This window comes from Nostoc sp. 'Peltigera membranacea cyanobiont' 210A (assembly GCF_002246015.1).
Classification (GTDB): Bacteria; Cyanobacteriota; Cyanobacteriia; order Cyanobacteriales; family Nostocaceae; genus Nostoc.
The window spans coordinates 20,486-35,966 of record NZ_NOLJ01000017.1 but is presented as its reverse complement, the minus strand read 5'-3'; the positions used below and the strand labels follow the sequence as shown (position 1 = coordinate 35,966).

Annotated in this window: 11 protein-coding genes and 1 pseudogene; 8 read left to right on the top strand and 4 right to left on the bottom strand. The window is 41.5% G+C overall.

Features of this window, described 5'->3' with window-relative positions:
- Positions 1-263 precede the first annotated feature (263 nt).
- A complete protein-coding gene (locus CDG76_RS34280) occupies positions 264-1,079 on the top strand; it encodes a hypothetical protein (protein ID WP_094353281.1) in 816 nt (271 codons plus the stop codon).
- A 41-nt stretch (positions 1,080-1,120) separates the two neighbouring features.
- Here the strand turns inward: CDG76_RS34280 and CDG76_RS34275 are convergent, their stop codons facing one another.
- Positions 1,121-3,820: a hybrid sensor histidine kinase/response regulator gene (locus CDG76_RS34275; RefSeq protein WP_094353280.1), complete on the bottom strand. Its 2,700-nt coding sequence runs from the start codon at positions 3,818-3,820 to the stop codon at positions 1,121-1,123.
- A gap of 444 nt (positions 3,821-4,264) precedes the next feature.
- On the opposite strand from CDG76_RS34275, the gene CDG76_RS34270 reads away from it, so the two are divergent.
- A complete protein-coding gene (locus CDG76_RS34270) occupies positions 4,265-5,641 on the top strand; it encodes an ATP-dependent DNA helicase (protein WP_223265513.1) in 1,377 nt (458 codons plus the stop codon).
- Positions 5,642-5,953: 312 nt separating this feature from the next.
- Here CDG76_RS34270 and CDG76_RS34265 read toward each other — a convergent pair whose 3' ends face one another.
- The 3 genes and pseudogenes from CDG76_RS34265 to CDG76_RS34255 all read right to left on the bottom strand — a co-directional run.
- On the bottom strand, positions 5,954-9,877 hold the full coding sequence (locus CDG76_RS34265; RefSeq protein ID WP_094353279.1) for a trypsin-like peptidase domain-containing protein: 3,924 nt from the start codon (positions 9,875-9,877) through the stop codon (positions 5,954-5,956).
- A gap of 1 nt (position 9,878) precedes the next feature.
- Entirely contained in the window at positions 9,879-10,205 is a 327-nt protein-coding gene (locus CDG76_RS34260) for a CU044_2847 family protein (protein WP_094353278.1), read from the bottom strand.
- Positions 10,206-10,432: 227 nt separating this feature from the next.
- Positions 10,433-10,725 (bottom strand): annotated as a pseudogene (locus CDG76_RS34255) (AAA family ATPase); the annotation flags it as partial.
- Between the two features lie 132 nt (positions 10,726-10,857).
- Here CDG76_RS34255 and CDG76_RS34250 point away from each other — a divergent pair.
- From CDG76_RS34250 to CDG76_RS34225, 6 genes are all read left to right on the top strand, one after another.
- Entirely contained in the window at positions 10,858-11,934 is a 1,077-nt protein-coding gene (locus tag CDG76_RS34250; RefSeq protein WP_094353277.1) for a hypothetical protein, read from the top strand.
- Between the two features lie 242 nt (positions 11,935-12,176).
- On the top strand, positions 12,177-12,623 hold the full coding sequence (locus CDG76_RS34245) for a DUF1257 domain-containing protein (protein WP_094353276.1): 447 nt from the start codon (positions 12,177-12,179) through the stop codon (positions 12,621-12,623).
- Between the two features lie 3 nt (positions 12,624-12,626).
- Complete coding sequence (locus CDG76_RS34240; protein WP_094344614.1) at positions 12,627-12,833, top strand: DUF2997 domain-containing protein; 207 nt, start codon at positions 12,627-12,629, stop codon at positions 12,831-12,833.
- Between the two features lie 45 nt (positions 12,834-12,878).
- A complete protein-coding gene (locus CDG76_RS34235; RefSeq protein WP_094353275.1) occupies positions 12,879-13,136 on the top strand; it encodes a hypothetical protein in 258 nt (85 codons plus the stop codon).
- The gene (locus tag CDG76_RS34230) at positions 13,133-14,749 is read left to right on the top strand and encodes an AAA family ATPase (RefSeq protein ID WP_094353274.1); all 1,617 of its coding nucleotides are present in this window, start codon (positions 13,133-13,135) and stop codon (positions 14,747-14,749) included. The genes CDG76_RS34235 and CDG76_RS34230 overlap by 4 nt, the downstream gene beginning before the upstream one ends.
- A 104-nt stretch (positions 14,750-14,853) precedes the next feature.
- Positions 14,854-15,405, top strand: coding sequence for a WGR domain-containing protein (locus CDG76_RS34225; protein WP_094353273.1), 552 nt, complete (start codon positions 14,854-14,856; stop codon positions 15,403-15,405).
- Positions 15,406-15,481 lie beyond the last annotated feature (76 nt).

Genomic DNA, 15,481 nt, shown 5'->3' with positions numbered 1-15,481 from the left:
TGGTGCGGGTAGTCAGCAATTTAAAATTCGGCGTTGCATAAATGCGGGATGAATTGGCGGTTGAAACCATTGAAAATTCTTTCCAAATTGGACGAAATCATTCCCTGATTCACCAATGCTTAAAATTCAAACAAATTGGAATCAATTCATATACAGCATCCTGGCTATTGAATAGATACAAACTGAACGTTCTACAACTTAATATTTGAGATTACTGGAACAGCCTATAAGTCAAAACTTCTAGTCCAAAATTAAAAATTGGTATGAAACTATTTGCCACTCTTGTTATTACTAGCACCACAATACTGTTTGGGGTCACGATACCTGTTGTATATGCACAAGCACAAACTCCTGCATATCGCTTGATTGAACGGGATATGGCTACAAGCAATAGAATTCAGGTTCAAATTACTCCAGGACGTGCTACACCTATTAGCTTCACTCAAACCGACGAGGCGATCGCCTACATTTTGGTAGCAGACCCTTCGCGACTGGTCTACACCACAGATACAGATTTAAAAAGCGGACGCGCTACAACCATCTTTCTGAGGGCAATCCAACCGTTAAAGTTTCCAGGGGCTACCACTACTGCCATTACTAACTTACTTGTCCAAACTGTAGACAAAACGGGACAAAAACGACTCTACAACTTCGATATCGTTACAGTACGTAGAAACACTGGGTATGTTGGTATTCAGATTGCAAATGCGGTCGTCGTACCCCTACAGGGAAGCAAGCTACGCGCAGCGTCTCCGATAGGCTTCGGTACTGCACGTAGACGCCGAACAGCTTCTGAAAGTAGCGCAATCGCTGGACAACAGACACTATTAATAGATAAAAATCGCAGAGCGAGAGTAGATGATATTGAAACCGGGCTGAGAATTGCTATTAATCGGGGTTACACCAACAAAAGCGATCCAGTTGTTCCTAAAGTGCAGCAAGTTTTATCCCTGTTGCGAAATAGCAGAGTAACAATCCCAGAAGCAGCTACATCTGTTGGTGTTCCAGTTGAGGTTATTTCTGAATTAGGAAGAATCGCCTTAAATGACCGCCTACTCAGACTAGGACAGCAACGCTAGAGGTGATGCACTGGTTAAAATAGAAAGGAATTGACATTTGATCAAGTTTTTAACACCTCAATAATCTTGTCCACGAGTTCCGTTCGATCAATTGGCTTGGTAATAAAAAGTTGAAACCCTGCTTTTAAAATACGTTGCTCATTTTTGGCTTCAGCAAAAGCAGTGAGAGCGATCGCTGGAATTTGTCCCCCTTTCTCCATAGTGCGGGAGCGAACCTGACGAATCAAGGTAAAGCCATCCTCATCTGGCATACTGATATCACTAATCAGTAGAGCGGGCGATTGCTGTTCTAAAAGTGCCAATGCTTCTTTTACTGATGCTGCCACTGATACATCTGCCCCGACGCTTTGGAGAACAGTCTGCATTAACATCCGAGCATCTGCATCGTCATCCACAACCAGAATGCACAAGTTCTGCAATTGGGTAATTTTCTGATTACCATGCAGCAATTCTCCTACTACTAGTTCCTCATTACTCAACTGCGTTGTCATTGTTACGATAGGTAGTCTCACCGTAAATGTCGAACCCTTGCCGAATCCCGCACTGGCTGCTGTAATATTGCCATTGTGGAGTTCTACAATTGTGAGAGCGATCGCAAGTCCTAGCCCTAATCCACCAGCAGAACGAGTAGTTGAAGCGTCACGCTGACTAAACCGTTCAAAGACGAATGGTATAAATTCTGCTTCTATGCCCCTCCCTTGATCGATAACAGTAATCTGAGCTTGAGACTCAACTTGTTCCAACCTGACCTCTACACTTTGATTCTTGGAACTAAACTTGATTGCATTTGAAAGCAAATTCCAAACCACTTGTTGTAAACGAATGGCATCACCTAAAACGTTGGACACACTAGTATCAAGATGTAACTGAATTTGAATGCCCTTTGTTTGGGCTGACAATCGAATAGTATCTGCTGCTGACCGAATTACACTTGCTAGATCAACAGGTTCGATTTCCAAATTCATCTCGCCCTTCTGCATCCTAGCCAGATCCAGCAAATCGTCAATTAAGCGAACTTGCAGACGGGCATTCCGCTCAATCGTTTCCAGTCCCTCAACTTTTAGTGCTTCATCCATCTCAGATTCAGTTAGCAATAGTTGCGCCCAGCCGTGGAGATTATGCATGGGAGTACGCAACTCATGAGACAAGACAGCGACGAATTCATCCTTTACTCGATTTATTTCTGCCAGTTCCTCAGTCTTTTGTCTCAGTTCTTCTTCTACACGCTTTTGTTCGGTGATATCAATACCGATTAAAAATGCGGCTCTGTTCTGGTCATATTTTTGAGCCACAATTAAATAACTACGATCTGCGCTTATGGATTTCAACTCATATAATGCTTCAGATTCATCTCCAGCAAAGAAATTTTGCACGAACTCACGAAACCCATTACCGTTAGCTAAGAAACCAATATCCTGACCAACAAAAGCTTCGGGAGACAAATTAAAACTATCAGCTAAGTGCTTATTGACACCTAGATAGCACAAATCGGAACTGACCCAAGATACAATTCCAGGTACAGCCTCCAATACAGTCTGCAACTGATCTCTAGCAGCTTGCAATTTTCTTTCTGCCTGGTTGCGCTGGGTAATATCTAGAAATACACTTACACACCCCCGCACTTTTCCATCTTCATCAAATAAAGGGGCAGCATACTGCGACAGATTAATTCTCACACCATCATTACGAACCACCTCAATCTCAGAATCCAGTATTTCCACACCATGAGTGGTAGCATATTGCATAGCTAGTTCTTCTGGAGCTAGTTCTCTGCCTGACTGGTAAACTTTAAAGTTAGTTGGACGTTCATCATTAGGAGCGCTGAGAGAGGCATTTGCGTCAATAGGTATGCCAAGTAGTTTGGCAAGAGCCGGATTAGCTCGAATAGTTCGGCATTCTGGATCTTCTGCAATGCCAATGCCAGTTGGAATCACCTCTAATAAAGTTTGTAGTTCTTTAACTCGTCGATTTAAAGCTTGGTTTAACTTGATAATTTTTGCTTCTGCTTGTTTGCGGTTCGTGACGTTTTGGAAGATTGCCAAGCCAGTCAGAATTTTGCTATTTTCATCTTTGACTGGAAAAGTTTGTACTAGATAAACTTGATTGTTATAAGGGATTTCAATACACATTGGAGTACCCTGTAAGGTACTACGGTAAGCTGGTTCTATCAGTTCGTAAGTTTCAGGGAGAACAGTTTCGTGCAGCGTTTTACCTTGGAACTCTTCTTTTGGTAAACCAAAGATTTGCAGTTCTGTACCCTCAGCACCCATAAAGCGCATATCTCGATCAAAGAGAAAAACTACTCCATTGGGTAGATTTTGGGTTAATGTTCGGTATAGTTCTTCACCTTGACGAAGTGAACGCTGACTCTGTAATAAATCTTTTAGATTGATTTGGGCTTCTGTTTTATCAGTATCAGACTGCTGTTTACTTGACTGGAAGTTAGCAGTTAGCGCACTGATTAATAGACCCTCGATAACAAATAATACAAATTCCAGACTATCGAGAGTAGAAGATGGGTTTGTAAAAAAGTAATGACTAGCTAAAGCAGCCAAAAACACTGATGTCAATCCTGAAATGATACTACCGTACCAAGTACTTATAGCGATCGCAATTAGCCACAAGCTGAAAGAACTTGTAATTCCGGTTAGATGCTCTAGTCCCAGCTTTACTAGCAAGGTTACTCCCACACTGAAAAATCCAATCCCGTAGGGCAGGTATTTTTGTTTGATAAATAACATAGAGATGGGAGCAACGCTCCAAAGTGAGGCCGGATAAAAAACGAGCAATGTCTACGGCGGGCCACGCCTACGCTAAAAACTATTTTCAGTATATTAGAGTTTTCGGTATATTAAAACACGTATTAATGCGTAGTAAGATTTACTAGGTCTAATGTATGGTGATAAGCGCGAAAATTTGTAATGACAAGAATTAAAGTAGGATTTCCGAGTAGCCATAATTTTAAGATGGGGATATTTACCTTCATCGAAAAATATATATGTGCAACTCCAGATTTAACTAAATCATCTGAATGTTAAAAAACTTTTAATATATTGATTGCTGATGATACCGAATGGATATAGAAACATATATTCCTCAAACCAGAAGGAGTATTGTTTTTCGGAGAAGTAAAACCAACAGCTATCGCTGCATTGAGTGGATCAATTAATAGAATTAGCGAAGCGATGATGATCCAAACACTTCCTACTTTCGCTGCAACAGGTTCTTTTCCATTTCAACTCACCCAGCAGCAGCAAAAAGCTTTAGATGCAATGTGGACATTTATACAGCCAACCGTGATGGCTGCTTTATTTCTGCTGGTTGGCTATGCTGGAACTGGCAAGTCAACTATTGTTTTCCAACTAGTTAAAGTTCTTGTCGCTACGGGTAAGCGAGTTGTACTGACTGCACCCACTAATAAAGCTGTAGGTGTGCTGCAACGTATGGCGGCAGAAAATGGCGTAACTGGGGTAGAATTCTTTACCATTCACCAGTTGTTAGGACTGGGTATGGTAACTAGAGGTAAAGAGAAAGTACTTGACCAAACAGGGCCTTCTTACATCAATCTATTTGATGTTGTCTTTATTGATGAATGTTCCATGATTGGCAAACAACTCTGGCGCTGGATTGAGGATGTTGCTAACCAATCATCCACCTGGACAAAAATCAAAATTATTCTCATGGGCGATCCAGCACAGTTAAATCCAGTTAATGAAGGAAAATCCCCTAGTTTTCAAGTGCCAGATAAAGCAGTATTGACTCAAGTTGTGCGTCAAGGAACTGGTAGTCCCTTATTAGAGTTTGTCACTGCTTCTCGCTATGCAGTCACCAAGAGCAAGTTTCCTTTTGAGCCTTATGCCAAATATCTGCCTGATAAAAGTAATGGGGCGCTGATGGTTAAACGTCAAACTTTGCTGCATTATGCCTGCAAAAAGATGAAGAGAGAATTTGCTCAAAACCCAGATTGTTTCCGAATTTTATCCTGGACTAATACTCAAGTTGACTTTTACAATCAGCAGATTCGCACACATTTATATGGTGAAAATATCAATCGCTTTATTCCTGGAGAGAGATTAATCACCAGAGATCCTGTGATGGCTCCTGATGGTAAAACTACGATTCTTTCTACATCTACAGAGTTTACTGTTTTAGATGTCTTTGGGGATCGTTACAACAACTATGATACTTGGAGGTTAAAGGTAGAGACAGATGAAGGGATTGTGCGTCAAATCTATGTTCTGCATGAAGATGAGCAAAAACAATTTGACCAAGAAACCAAACGCTTACTCAGAAGTGCCAAGCGTAATCCCTTTCTGTGGAAGCAGTACTACAAACATTCAGAGCAGTTTGCCAACATCAGAAACTGCTTTGCATTAACTGTTCACAATAGCCAAGGTAGCACTTTCTTAGAAGCGGGTATTGATGGTAAAGATTTGAGTAAGCGACTTTATCCAGAACGAGGAGATGACAGTAAGGCAGTCCTGGCAAAGATTAGAGAGTTTAATCGTTTGTACTATGTTTCTAGCTCACGGGCTAGACAACGGATATTAGTTATCCGGTGACAATGGTGTATGGGAATCTCGACACAAAATTCCGATTAATCATTCGTGAATAGCGAGAACCCTGATTTATTAGAGAAGTCGGGGTTCCTACACCCAACACGAAAACTGATGACGATGTTCCTGAGATTTGCTATTACAATTCATGTAACTGTTATATATTAGAGTTTACAAGTCTCGACGCGAGAGAATAAATCGCCTGCAAGCATCCTTAACCACAGATTGAAGGTTTGAGCCTTGCGTAATACGTAAAAATACAAATGTGTATTGTATTTGCCAACAGTATCTTAGCTCTTCCCAAAATTGATGACTTACTCATTTTTCATCCTCTACTGCCCCTAAAATTTTTAGTGTTCCTTTCTGTGCCTCTGTTAAGCCAGTAATTCCTGTTATATTCATTCTTTCATAAGGTCGGCTAACCCTTAGTGTTCTTATACATTCACTTTGATTAATATCCCAGACTCTAATTGTTCCATCTTGACTACCACTAAATAAAGTCTTCGCATCTGGACTGAATATGACAGACCAAACTCGGCCAGTATGTCCTTCAAAAGTCTTAATGCATTGACCAGTTTCAATATTCCATATTTTTACTGTCTGGTCTTCACTACCACTGGCAAAAGTTGTATTATCTGGACTGAATGCAACTGCACATACCCAATTAGAGTGCTCCTTCAATGTTCTAATACACTGTTGCGTTTCAATGTTCCATAGCTTTATAGTTTGGTCTTGACTACCACTAGCAACCATTTGATTATTAGGGCTAAATCTAACAGACCAAATTAGACTAGTATGTCCTTCCAAAATTCCGCAACACTTTCCTTCGTTGATATTCCAAAGCCTCACGACTTGATCTCCACCGCCACTAGCAATGAGCTTGCCATTAGGGCTAAAGTCTACTGAAGCCAAGCAGTTGGTATGTCCTTCAAAAGTTCTGATGCATTGACCAGTATTAACGTCCCATAGTTTGACTGTTTTGTCGTCACTAGCACTTGCAAGAGTTTGACCATCTGGACTAAACGCGACAGACCAAACCCAATCCTTATGCCCCTGGAATGTTTTCAGACAACGCTCAGTTGCAATATCCCATAACTTCACTGTTTTATCTTCACTACCACTGCTAGCTAGAACATCATTACGAGGGCTAAATGCAACAGACCAAACTCGATTTGTATGCCCTGTAAAGATTTTGATACATTCACCAGTTTCAACGTTCCATAGCCTGACAAGTCTATCTTCTCCACTACTAGCTAACATACCAGCATTGGAGCTACATGCAACTGAATATATCCAATGAGTAGATCCCTTTAGCGTTTTCCAGCATTGACCAGTCTTAACATCCCAAAGTTTTACCGTTTGGTCATCACTGCCAGTAGCAAGAGTTTGACCATCGGGGGGACTAAAGGCAACAGAACCAACTCTCCCTTTGTATCCTTGTAGTGTTTTGGTGCAATCTCCAGTGTTAATATCCCATAACTTCACTGTTTTATCATCACTTCCACTAGCAATAATTTGACCATCCGGGCTAAAGGCAACACGCCAGACAGAGCCACTGTGCCCCTCAAATACTTTTAAACATTCACCAGTTTTAATGTCCCATAATCTAATTGTTTTATCTCCACTACCACTAATAAGCTTAGACCCATCAGGACTAAATGCTACTGACCGTACAAAATCACTGTGTTCTTGAAGAGTTATTATGCAACGACCAGTTTTAACATCCCACAGCTTTACCATTTGATCATCACTGCCAGTAGCAAGAGTTTGACCATCTGGGCTGAACACGACACACCAAATCCAATCAGCATGGGCTTGAATTGTGTTCAAACATTCACCAGTGTTAGTATTCCATAACTTTATTGTCAGATCGTCGCTACTGCTTGCTAAAATCTTTTCATCTGGACTGAAGGTAAGAAAGCGAACGAAATCTTTGTGCTCTTGTAACGTTCTGAGGAGTTGACCATTATTGACATCCCATAGCTTTATTGTACAATCCTCACCTCCACTAGCTAAAATCTTTCCATCTGAACTGAAAGCGACACTCCAGATCCAGCCTACATGTCCTTTATAGGTCATTAAGTTTTGACCGTCAGAAATTCTCCACAAGTGGATTTCGTTGGGGTCAGTAGTGGCAAGCGATACTCCATCTGGACTAAAAGCTATTGCTAAGATACTACTAAAGGTTTCTGCGAAAGAGGATTTAGATAAGTCGGAATGAGCTAAGTTTACGTCTTTCAAATTTGCGTCTGACAAATATACCTGCCAAAGTTTTAGGCATGAAAAATCACGGCCGCTCAAATCAGTACCTATATGACAAAGTAAATTAAGAATATTTCCACCCAAATAACCTCGCTGAGGCAGTTCTTCCCTTTTCAATTTTGATACTAATTTAAATAGCTGATCTTCAAATTTTTTATCATCATTATAAAAAAATTCCTCGACAATAGGCTTAATAATAAAGCGAATTTGAGCTTCCCTGACATAATCTTTTGTAGATGCTTTAATGAGTGCATGCCTATTTAATAGTAATATTGTTTCTTCTTCATTAATCTCTTTATATACACATTTAACTAAGCGAGCGCTTAAATACTCAATAAGCACAGGCTGCAATGAAAAATGCTTTTGACTTTTCACGAGAGGAAATCTTCGCTGTAAGACTTGTAGAATTGAAGGAATTTCATCTTTGACGCTTTTGGATGCAAAAATATCTTCTATTAGCTCTGAAAGTGAAACTGGCTCACGGTTGATTGCTAACCAGTACATTATCTCTTGCTCTTTGTCTGATAAACGTTGAAAATGCCAATCTAATAAATCATTTACTTCACCAAATACCTGTTTTCCTTGTTTCAAAAAATCAGAAATGTCGCCCGAATATACTTCGGTAATATGCTTGGCAGCAAGCTCTAGAGCCAAAGGATTGCCGCTATAAAACTCAATTATTTCCTTCCATTCTTCGTTTGAACCAGCAAAGGAACCGATGCCAATGAATATTTCCTGACTGTCTGAATAGTTCAAGCCACTTAAACTATACGTGCGAGTTAGTCCTTTTTCTCCTCTTTCCAACTTCACAACTTCCGGAGGTTTTTCACGGCTAGTCAACAGCAAGCAACTCTTATGGGTAACTTCACCGACTTTTGATAAAAACTTCCCATAACCTTCATACCCCTCTTGAAACCGGGATTGATTACTGCTGTCTAGGACTGCATCTAAATTGTCAAGTATTAGCAAGCAACGATGCTGCTGCAAATAAGTAATCAACTGAGTTATTTGTTCATCTACAGTGTCTGATAAACCAGTTTTCTTCTGATCGGATATAAAATTGATTAAATCTGAAAAGATATCTGAACTTAATGGAGCATTCAATAATGAACGCCAAAAGACATATTCAAACTCATCTTGAATATCTCGTGCTAGCTTCAATGATAAGCTCGTTTTTCCGATCCCACCTATGCCCAGCAACAAGACTAATTGACATGGTTTCTCTTCTTCAATGATCCAGTGTTTTAAAGTGGAGATTTCCTCAGTACGTCCATAGAAACTATAAATATTTTGTGCTAGTCCCCAATCTTGTTTGCATTTTTTAATGTCAATGCCTGGTGTCGTTACAGGAACTTGCTCGCTCAACTCTAACCATGCTGTAATCAGCACTTGAGTAGGAATAATAAACGCCGCTTTGGCTGTCGCTCGCTCCATTTCCGCCGCTACTGCCATTCCTGCTACACCCTGTAGCTGCTCATCCCATATTGGCGCACCACTGAAACCAGGCTCTAATGCGTAACCTTGTTGTTTTGTACCCTCGACTTGCACCCAACCATTGGCAAGTCCGGCTCTAATTTTACCAGCAGCCCAAACTCCATTGGGCTGGTTCTTTGGAAAACCCAAAACTCGGAAAGGATGCCCCCATAAGTTTTCTGAAGCTACTAATGGTGCTGGTTGAGCAGTATTAGGAGGAGAGCTTTCTAATTCCAATGCCGCAATATCTTCAGCAAACTCATTAGGATTAACAGGTCGCCAAAATACTATCTTGGCTGTGAACAGTTGTTGCGCCGCTAATAAAGGAAAATCCAAGTGGATTTCTGCATTAGGCATTTCAACAGTGTTTCTGGCAATTCCTAGAGCATCTGCTACCACATGGGCGCATGTCAGGATATATTTTTCGGAAACTAAAAAGCCAGCACCAACAACCTTGTCATATTTTGAGTAAATCCTGACAACTGATGACTCTAGGGGTGTGGGCATCTTATGGCTCCCGCTTCCACTTTAAAGTAACTTCATAATTAACTTCGCCATTGCCAGAAGCGATGACTGCTCCAAGTTCTGCACTCATTTTGATGCCAAACTTGACTTCTACTTCGTCCGCAGGCTGATTGAGACTATTTACTTTAGTCATAATGGCATTGGCTATGGGCTTAACTTGTTCCAGAGCAGACTCAAAAGTTTTTTTAGCTGTTTGAATCATCTCATCTCGCAAACCAATACGATCATCAGTTGGCCCAGGCTCATCCACCTCCACAAGAATGAAATCGCCGCTTTCGCTTTCTAAAGGAAATTCTACGATACGCTTCACAAGCTTACCCCTCTACAACATTTTTCACAAAATCAATTGTTTTTTAGCTTTAAACTGCAAGTCTATCTGCTGTCTTGGGGTCTGTCTACTCCTCTGACTTTTCACGGGATGTGGAAAAGGCGGAGTGGTTCGCGAATATCCTAGCGTGGAAAAACTTACTAGAGAAGAGTGGAAATCCTGTAATCTTGACCTTGTAGCGGAATAATGGTGCAAAAACTTGGCAAGAAAAAGGTGATTAACGTTCCAAACACCCGCCTCGATGTCCCAGAGTCTCCATCAAATCCACTGCTAATGTTCGCAAAGGCTTTATCTACTTCATCCATCCACAAAACACAGGGAGGGAGCGATCGCCTCTGATAGTTGAATCATTTGGCGGATACGACTTTCGCTTTCACCGACAATTAATTCCCCCAAATAACCGTCTCACATCCAATCGCAACAGAGGTAAACGCCACTCATGGGCAATAGTTTTCGCAGACAAGGATTTCCCAGTTCCTTGAATTCCCACTAGGAGGACACCTTCAACATTAACCTTGCCGTTGCGGCAAACTCAAAGTTGAAATCACAAAAATCATAGCCCAATTTAGTGGCGAACAGGTAAAGCTGACGCTTTATTTTACTGAGGTGAAAAACATTATTCTTCCTAGTAAATGTGGTACAATCAGTGATTACCAATTCAAGCAAAACCTTTCTAAAAGACGCTGTTGTTGAAAGATATAACATCTCTAAGTTGAATAAAACTCGCATCCGTTTCAAGATTCAGTTAAAGAAGACAACCAAGAGTAATGCTCCCAAATGGACAGATGTTCTCAAATATTCTCAAGATGAACAAGAATCTGACTTAGTGAAGGTTACAACCTCAGAAGTTGGTTTAAAGGGCATCAAAGTTTTCAAAGCTTTAGACGAAGCAGCAAACCAATTAAGGCAAGAAATTGCTTCAGTCCAAGAATGGATGAATTATGACAATGGTGATTGGATTTGTTCTATAGACTTAGCGCCCTTGGTCTGGAATCAACTAATCGGAATTCGAGATAATATTGCACCTGTTTTACGCACTCAACTGAAAGAAGAGTATGAAAAGGGGTACACCGACTATCAAGAACGTATTGACAAATTTCTCTCACTCAATGCTTGGCAGTTATCTGTAGAACAACAACAAGAAGTTAAGCAGAACTTAGCCAAAGCTTTTCCCTGTTTAGAGGAACTAGAGGACTATTTACAAGTCGTAATTGGTCGTCCTGTCATTATTCCCGCTATCAGTGAACAATTGTCAGAGAAACAAGCTGAATGCTTAGGGCAAATAACTCGGTTTATCGAACAGTATGACAGAAATTTAGAACAAACACTGAGAGAATCAGCGATCGCAGGAGGTGAGCAACTAGCAGCCCAGTTGCTCGAAGATTTGAGCAATTGGGAACCAGGACGCAAGCCAGTCAACTTCAAGAAGAAGATGGAACGCCATTTCAAAAAAGTCCAAATGCTTTTGGCTAACGCCAGTTTTGAAGCAGGTAGCAGCCTTGGACAAATGATGGCTCATCTAGAAAATGTTCTCGAAAACGCTTCTGTGGATGCCAAAAAGCTGGATTCACAAGGGCGTTCTCAGTTACAGGAAAAAATGGATGAAATTTGCTCCAAGCTTCTGGATGAACAACGCCATCTTCAACGATTAGCAAGTGATGAAGGCATGGGATTAACCAGAGCTACAGCGATGTCTCTCAAACTTCGTTAGAAAAAACAATCGAGAACGTGTCTGTATCGTCGTTGATCGAAAACGAGGTGTGGGGGAGCCACTGCGGTGGACGGGTTTCCACAGCAGTAAGCAAGTGGCGTTGTAGAGGAAGACAATACGCCTACACTTCCCAAGCTTGCTACGGAACTAAGAGGGGAAGTGATAGGTAGGAACTTTTTGCTTCCTTGTCTATCACCACTGTTCGCATTAATTTACCAGTCCACAGTATTTAGAGGTAGGAAATGTCACATTTTTCAACTGTCACTACAAAACTAACTAACCGTGAATGTTTAGTACAAGCTCTACAAGATTTGCAGCTTACCGTTCAAGTTTATGAAAAACCACAATCCCTGAGAGGTTATTACGACGACTCCCAAGGACAAATTGCTGAGATTGTTGTCCCTGGCCGTAGTTTAAGTGTCCGCGCAGATATCGGGTTTAAGTGGGATCAGGAGGCAGGGGTGTATCAACTCATCCATGATGCCTATGAAACTGTACCCCGACTAGGAGAAGACTTCTTTTCGCACACCCTAATACAAGCCTACGGACAGAAGATGGTTCGCGCTAAAGCAGCCCAGTTACAAGAACATCTGGGAGAATGCACCATCACAGAAGAAACCAACGGTCAGGTACATACCCTGCGTCTTGCATTTTCAGCACACCAGCAAACTCAACAAGTTCGGAGATAATTTATGGAACGGGCAATCTTGATACATTTTGACACTGCTACAGGTGAAGTGAAAATAGAAGCCGAGGGATTTGAGGGATTGTCGTGCCTAGAAGCAACCCAACCCTTTGAGGAAGCTCTGGGTATAGTGCAAGGCGATCGCACTTACAAACCAGAATCTCAGCAACAGCTTCGTAGCATCATTACTCATCAACAACGACTGCACCAATAAACATTCGATGGGGGAACGAGGAAAATCCCCCCGCACAATTTTTCTATGAGTGAACTACCTGAAGATTATCCGATGCTCCATATTTATCCCTCAAAAGGAGCGCGGGAACCAGTAATTATCAAAGGAAATGCCGGGGGACTGTGCGCTTTAGTCAATGCCCTAATTTCCGCCATTGCTCATCCAAATTCTTCTGGAGTTGCTGAAGTGTTTAACGGCGATGCCGAAGTTTACGAAGTAGTCGTGCATCTTGTTACCACTCACGAAAAACTTTCTCCCGTACCCGATCAAAATTCGCAACAATGAAACTATCAAACCTGATTACCACCATTGACTCTCAAATACCCATCGTGGCAATAGATGTTCTGTCCCCCGAAGAAGCCACTATCATTCAGTGGTTAACTACTGAAGTGATGGACAAACTTAACAGTCCTGTATACTTCTGGAATTTGGGAGTTTCCGGCTTGGAGCAATGTCTGATTGCTGACGACGGTGGACTGGTATTCAAATCAGTCGAGACGTATAAAAAGCCTCATAACATAGACCCTTTAATATATGTGTTCGAGTACATCAATAATTTTGGTAGTAATGGAGTTTTTATCCTGGGAGATGTTCACCCTTTTGTGGGTAGAAACTCCCTGCAATTGAGTTGGGAAATCCTCACCAGAGTAAAAAATTTGTACCATCGCCTCAAACCGACTGAAAAGCGAATTGTATTTTTAGGTCAAAACATTCAACTGCACGAATCCCTGCTGAGACTAATTCCTTGCTGTGAAGTTCCTTTGCCCAGCATTGAGCAAATTCAAGACCACTTAGAATCATATTTACTATACTTGCAAGAATCTGCCAGTGAGCAAGAGGTAACTTTTACCGTATCTCTCACCACTGAAGATAAAGAAACCTTGGCAAGGGCAGCTTTAGGCTTGACGCTGGAGGAAATTAGCGACTTTCTGCGGCTGACTGTTAAAGAGCGATTAACTTCTAAAGGTATAGTAATTGATACTACGGTCATCCCTTTGGTTGTCGAATACAAAACCCGCCTACTCGCTCAAATGGGTATCGAATTGGGTAAATCAGCGACCATACCCTTTGGTGGTTTGGATTTATTGCGGGATTGGTTGCAACGCCGCAGCCGGTTATTTTCCCAAGAAGCGCGATCGCTAAATCTACCCCAACCTAAAGGTGTGTTACTAGCAGGGCCACCAGGGACGGGTAAATCGATAGTAGCAAAGAACATTGCAACCATACTCAATCTTCCACTGCTGCAATTAGACATTGCCTCGATGCTTGGTAGCCTGGTGGGAGAATCTGAGGGCAATGTCCGCCGCGCACTCAAGACTGCTGAAGCGATCGCACCCTGTATTTTGTGGATTGATGAAGTCGAGAAAGCACTTTCAGCTAATGGCGATACCTCTGGAGTCTCACAAAGGATTCTGGGAAATATCCTCACTTTCATGTCTGAATGTACGGCGGGGGTGTTTGTGGTGGCAACCTGTAATGACCCAACAGCGCTGCCTATTGAGTTTAAGCGGAAAGGGCGGTTTGATGAAAATTTCTTCGTTGACCTGCCTACTGAGTTGGAACGTTGCCAGATTCTCAAGATTCACTTAGAACGGTTTGGTATAGAAGTTCCACAGGAATATTTAGAGGCGATCGCTGCTGCTACTGACAAATTTAGTGGTGCTGAGTTGGAAACCCTGGCATCAGAAGCAGCACTACTGGCTTTCGATGAAGGAAGACCTCAGCAGGTCACACTGGCTGATTTAGAAAATTGCCAGCTAAACATCACCCCTTTAGCGGTTCAAGATGCTGCTGCTGTTGAGCGGATGCAGTCTTGGTCAAAGATTGCGCGACCAGCTTCCAGTCCTGTGCAGGTGTCTAAGAAAGGTCTTCGTACTTCTAGGTTCCGTACTAATTAGGTATTCCCAAATTAGTAATGATTTGAAGCTTTTGTCAAATGAACATCTGTTGTTGAGATATTCATTTGACATGGCAATACTTTACTCTAAATTATGTCAAAAATATGGAAGTTTACTTAATATTTGTAAATGCGGCTCAGAACAGTAACAAATTCTGGAGTGCAAAAGTTGAGCAAAGCAATCTAACTGTTGAGTGGGGTAGGGTAGGCTACAAATCTCAGCAAAAAGTTCACTCTTTCGGTAATGCTCAACAAGCCGTTTCTAAATTCCACAATCTCGTGGCTGAGAAGAAAATGAAAGGCTACCGAGAAAGCCAACCTCAAATTGATAGTACTTCTGATTCTCTAGAAATCAAAAGAGCTATCCAATTACTGGAGATTTTGCGCCCTTATGTAGCACAAAGACAATTTGCCAATAGAAATTATCTACAGGCCTTAAACCAATATTTAAAAATCGTTCCTACACCTTTAGGAATGAAAATAGACCCGTCTCGAATATACCGCGATGTGGCAGATGTTGAGCATCAACTATCACTGCTGAACTCTTTGTTGGAAACTGATTCTGTACTGGCTGATAACACTACAGAAGAATCTGCTAATAACAGCAAAGTTATCAGTTTAAAAAGCATTGGAAAGAACTTTTGGAGGCATTTGTAGAACTTAATAATTCAGGAGCGGAGCCGGATACTCCGAAAGCTACGATTAGAATAAAGGCTTATCTGAGAGCCGTTAA

Excerpts from the sequence above, each read along its gene's own strand:
- CDG76_RS34265 (WP_094353279.1), bottom strand. The coding sequence starts at position 9,877 with ATGCCCACACCCCTAGAGTCATCAGTTGTCAGGATTTACTCAAAATAT.
- CDG76_RS34230 (WP_094353274.1), top strand. The coding sequence starts at position 13,133 with ATGAAACTATCAAACCTGATTACCACCATTGACTCTCAAATACCCATC.
- CDG76_RS34275 (WP_094353280.1), bottom strand. The coding sequence starts at position 3,820 with ATGTTATTTATCAAACAAAAATACCTGCCCTACGGGATTGGATTTTTC.
- CDG76_RS34235 (WP_094353275.1), top strand. The coding sequence starts at position 12,879 with ATGAGTGAACTACCTGAAGATTATCCGATGCTCCATATTTATCCCTCA.
- CDG76_RS34240 (WP_094344614.1), top strand. The coding sequence starts at position 12,627 with ATGGAACGGGCAATCTTGATACATTTTGACACTGCTACAGGTGAAGTG.
- CDG76_RS34245 (WP_094353276.1), top strand. The coding sequence starts at position 12,177 with ATGTCACATTTTTCAACTGTCACTACAAAACTAACTAACCGTGAATGT.
- CDG76_RS34280 (WP_094353281.1), top strand. The coding sequence starts at position 264 with ATGAAACTATTTGCCACTCTTGTTATTACTAGCACCACAATACTGTTT.
- CDG76_RS34270 (WP_223265513.1), top strand. The coding sequence starts at position 4,265 with ATGATGATCCAAACACTTCCTACTTTCGCTGCAACAGGTTCTTTTCCA.
- CDG76_RS34225 (WP_094353273.1), top strand. The coding sequence starts at position 14,854 with ATGGAAGTTTACTTAATATTTGTAAATGCGGCTCAGAACAGTAACAAA.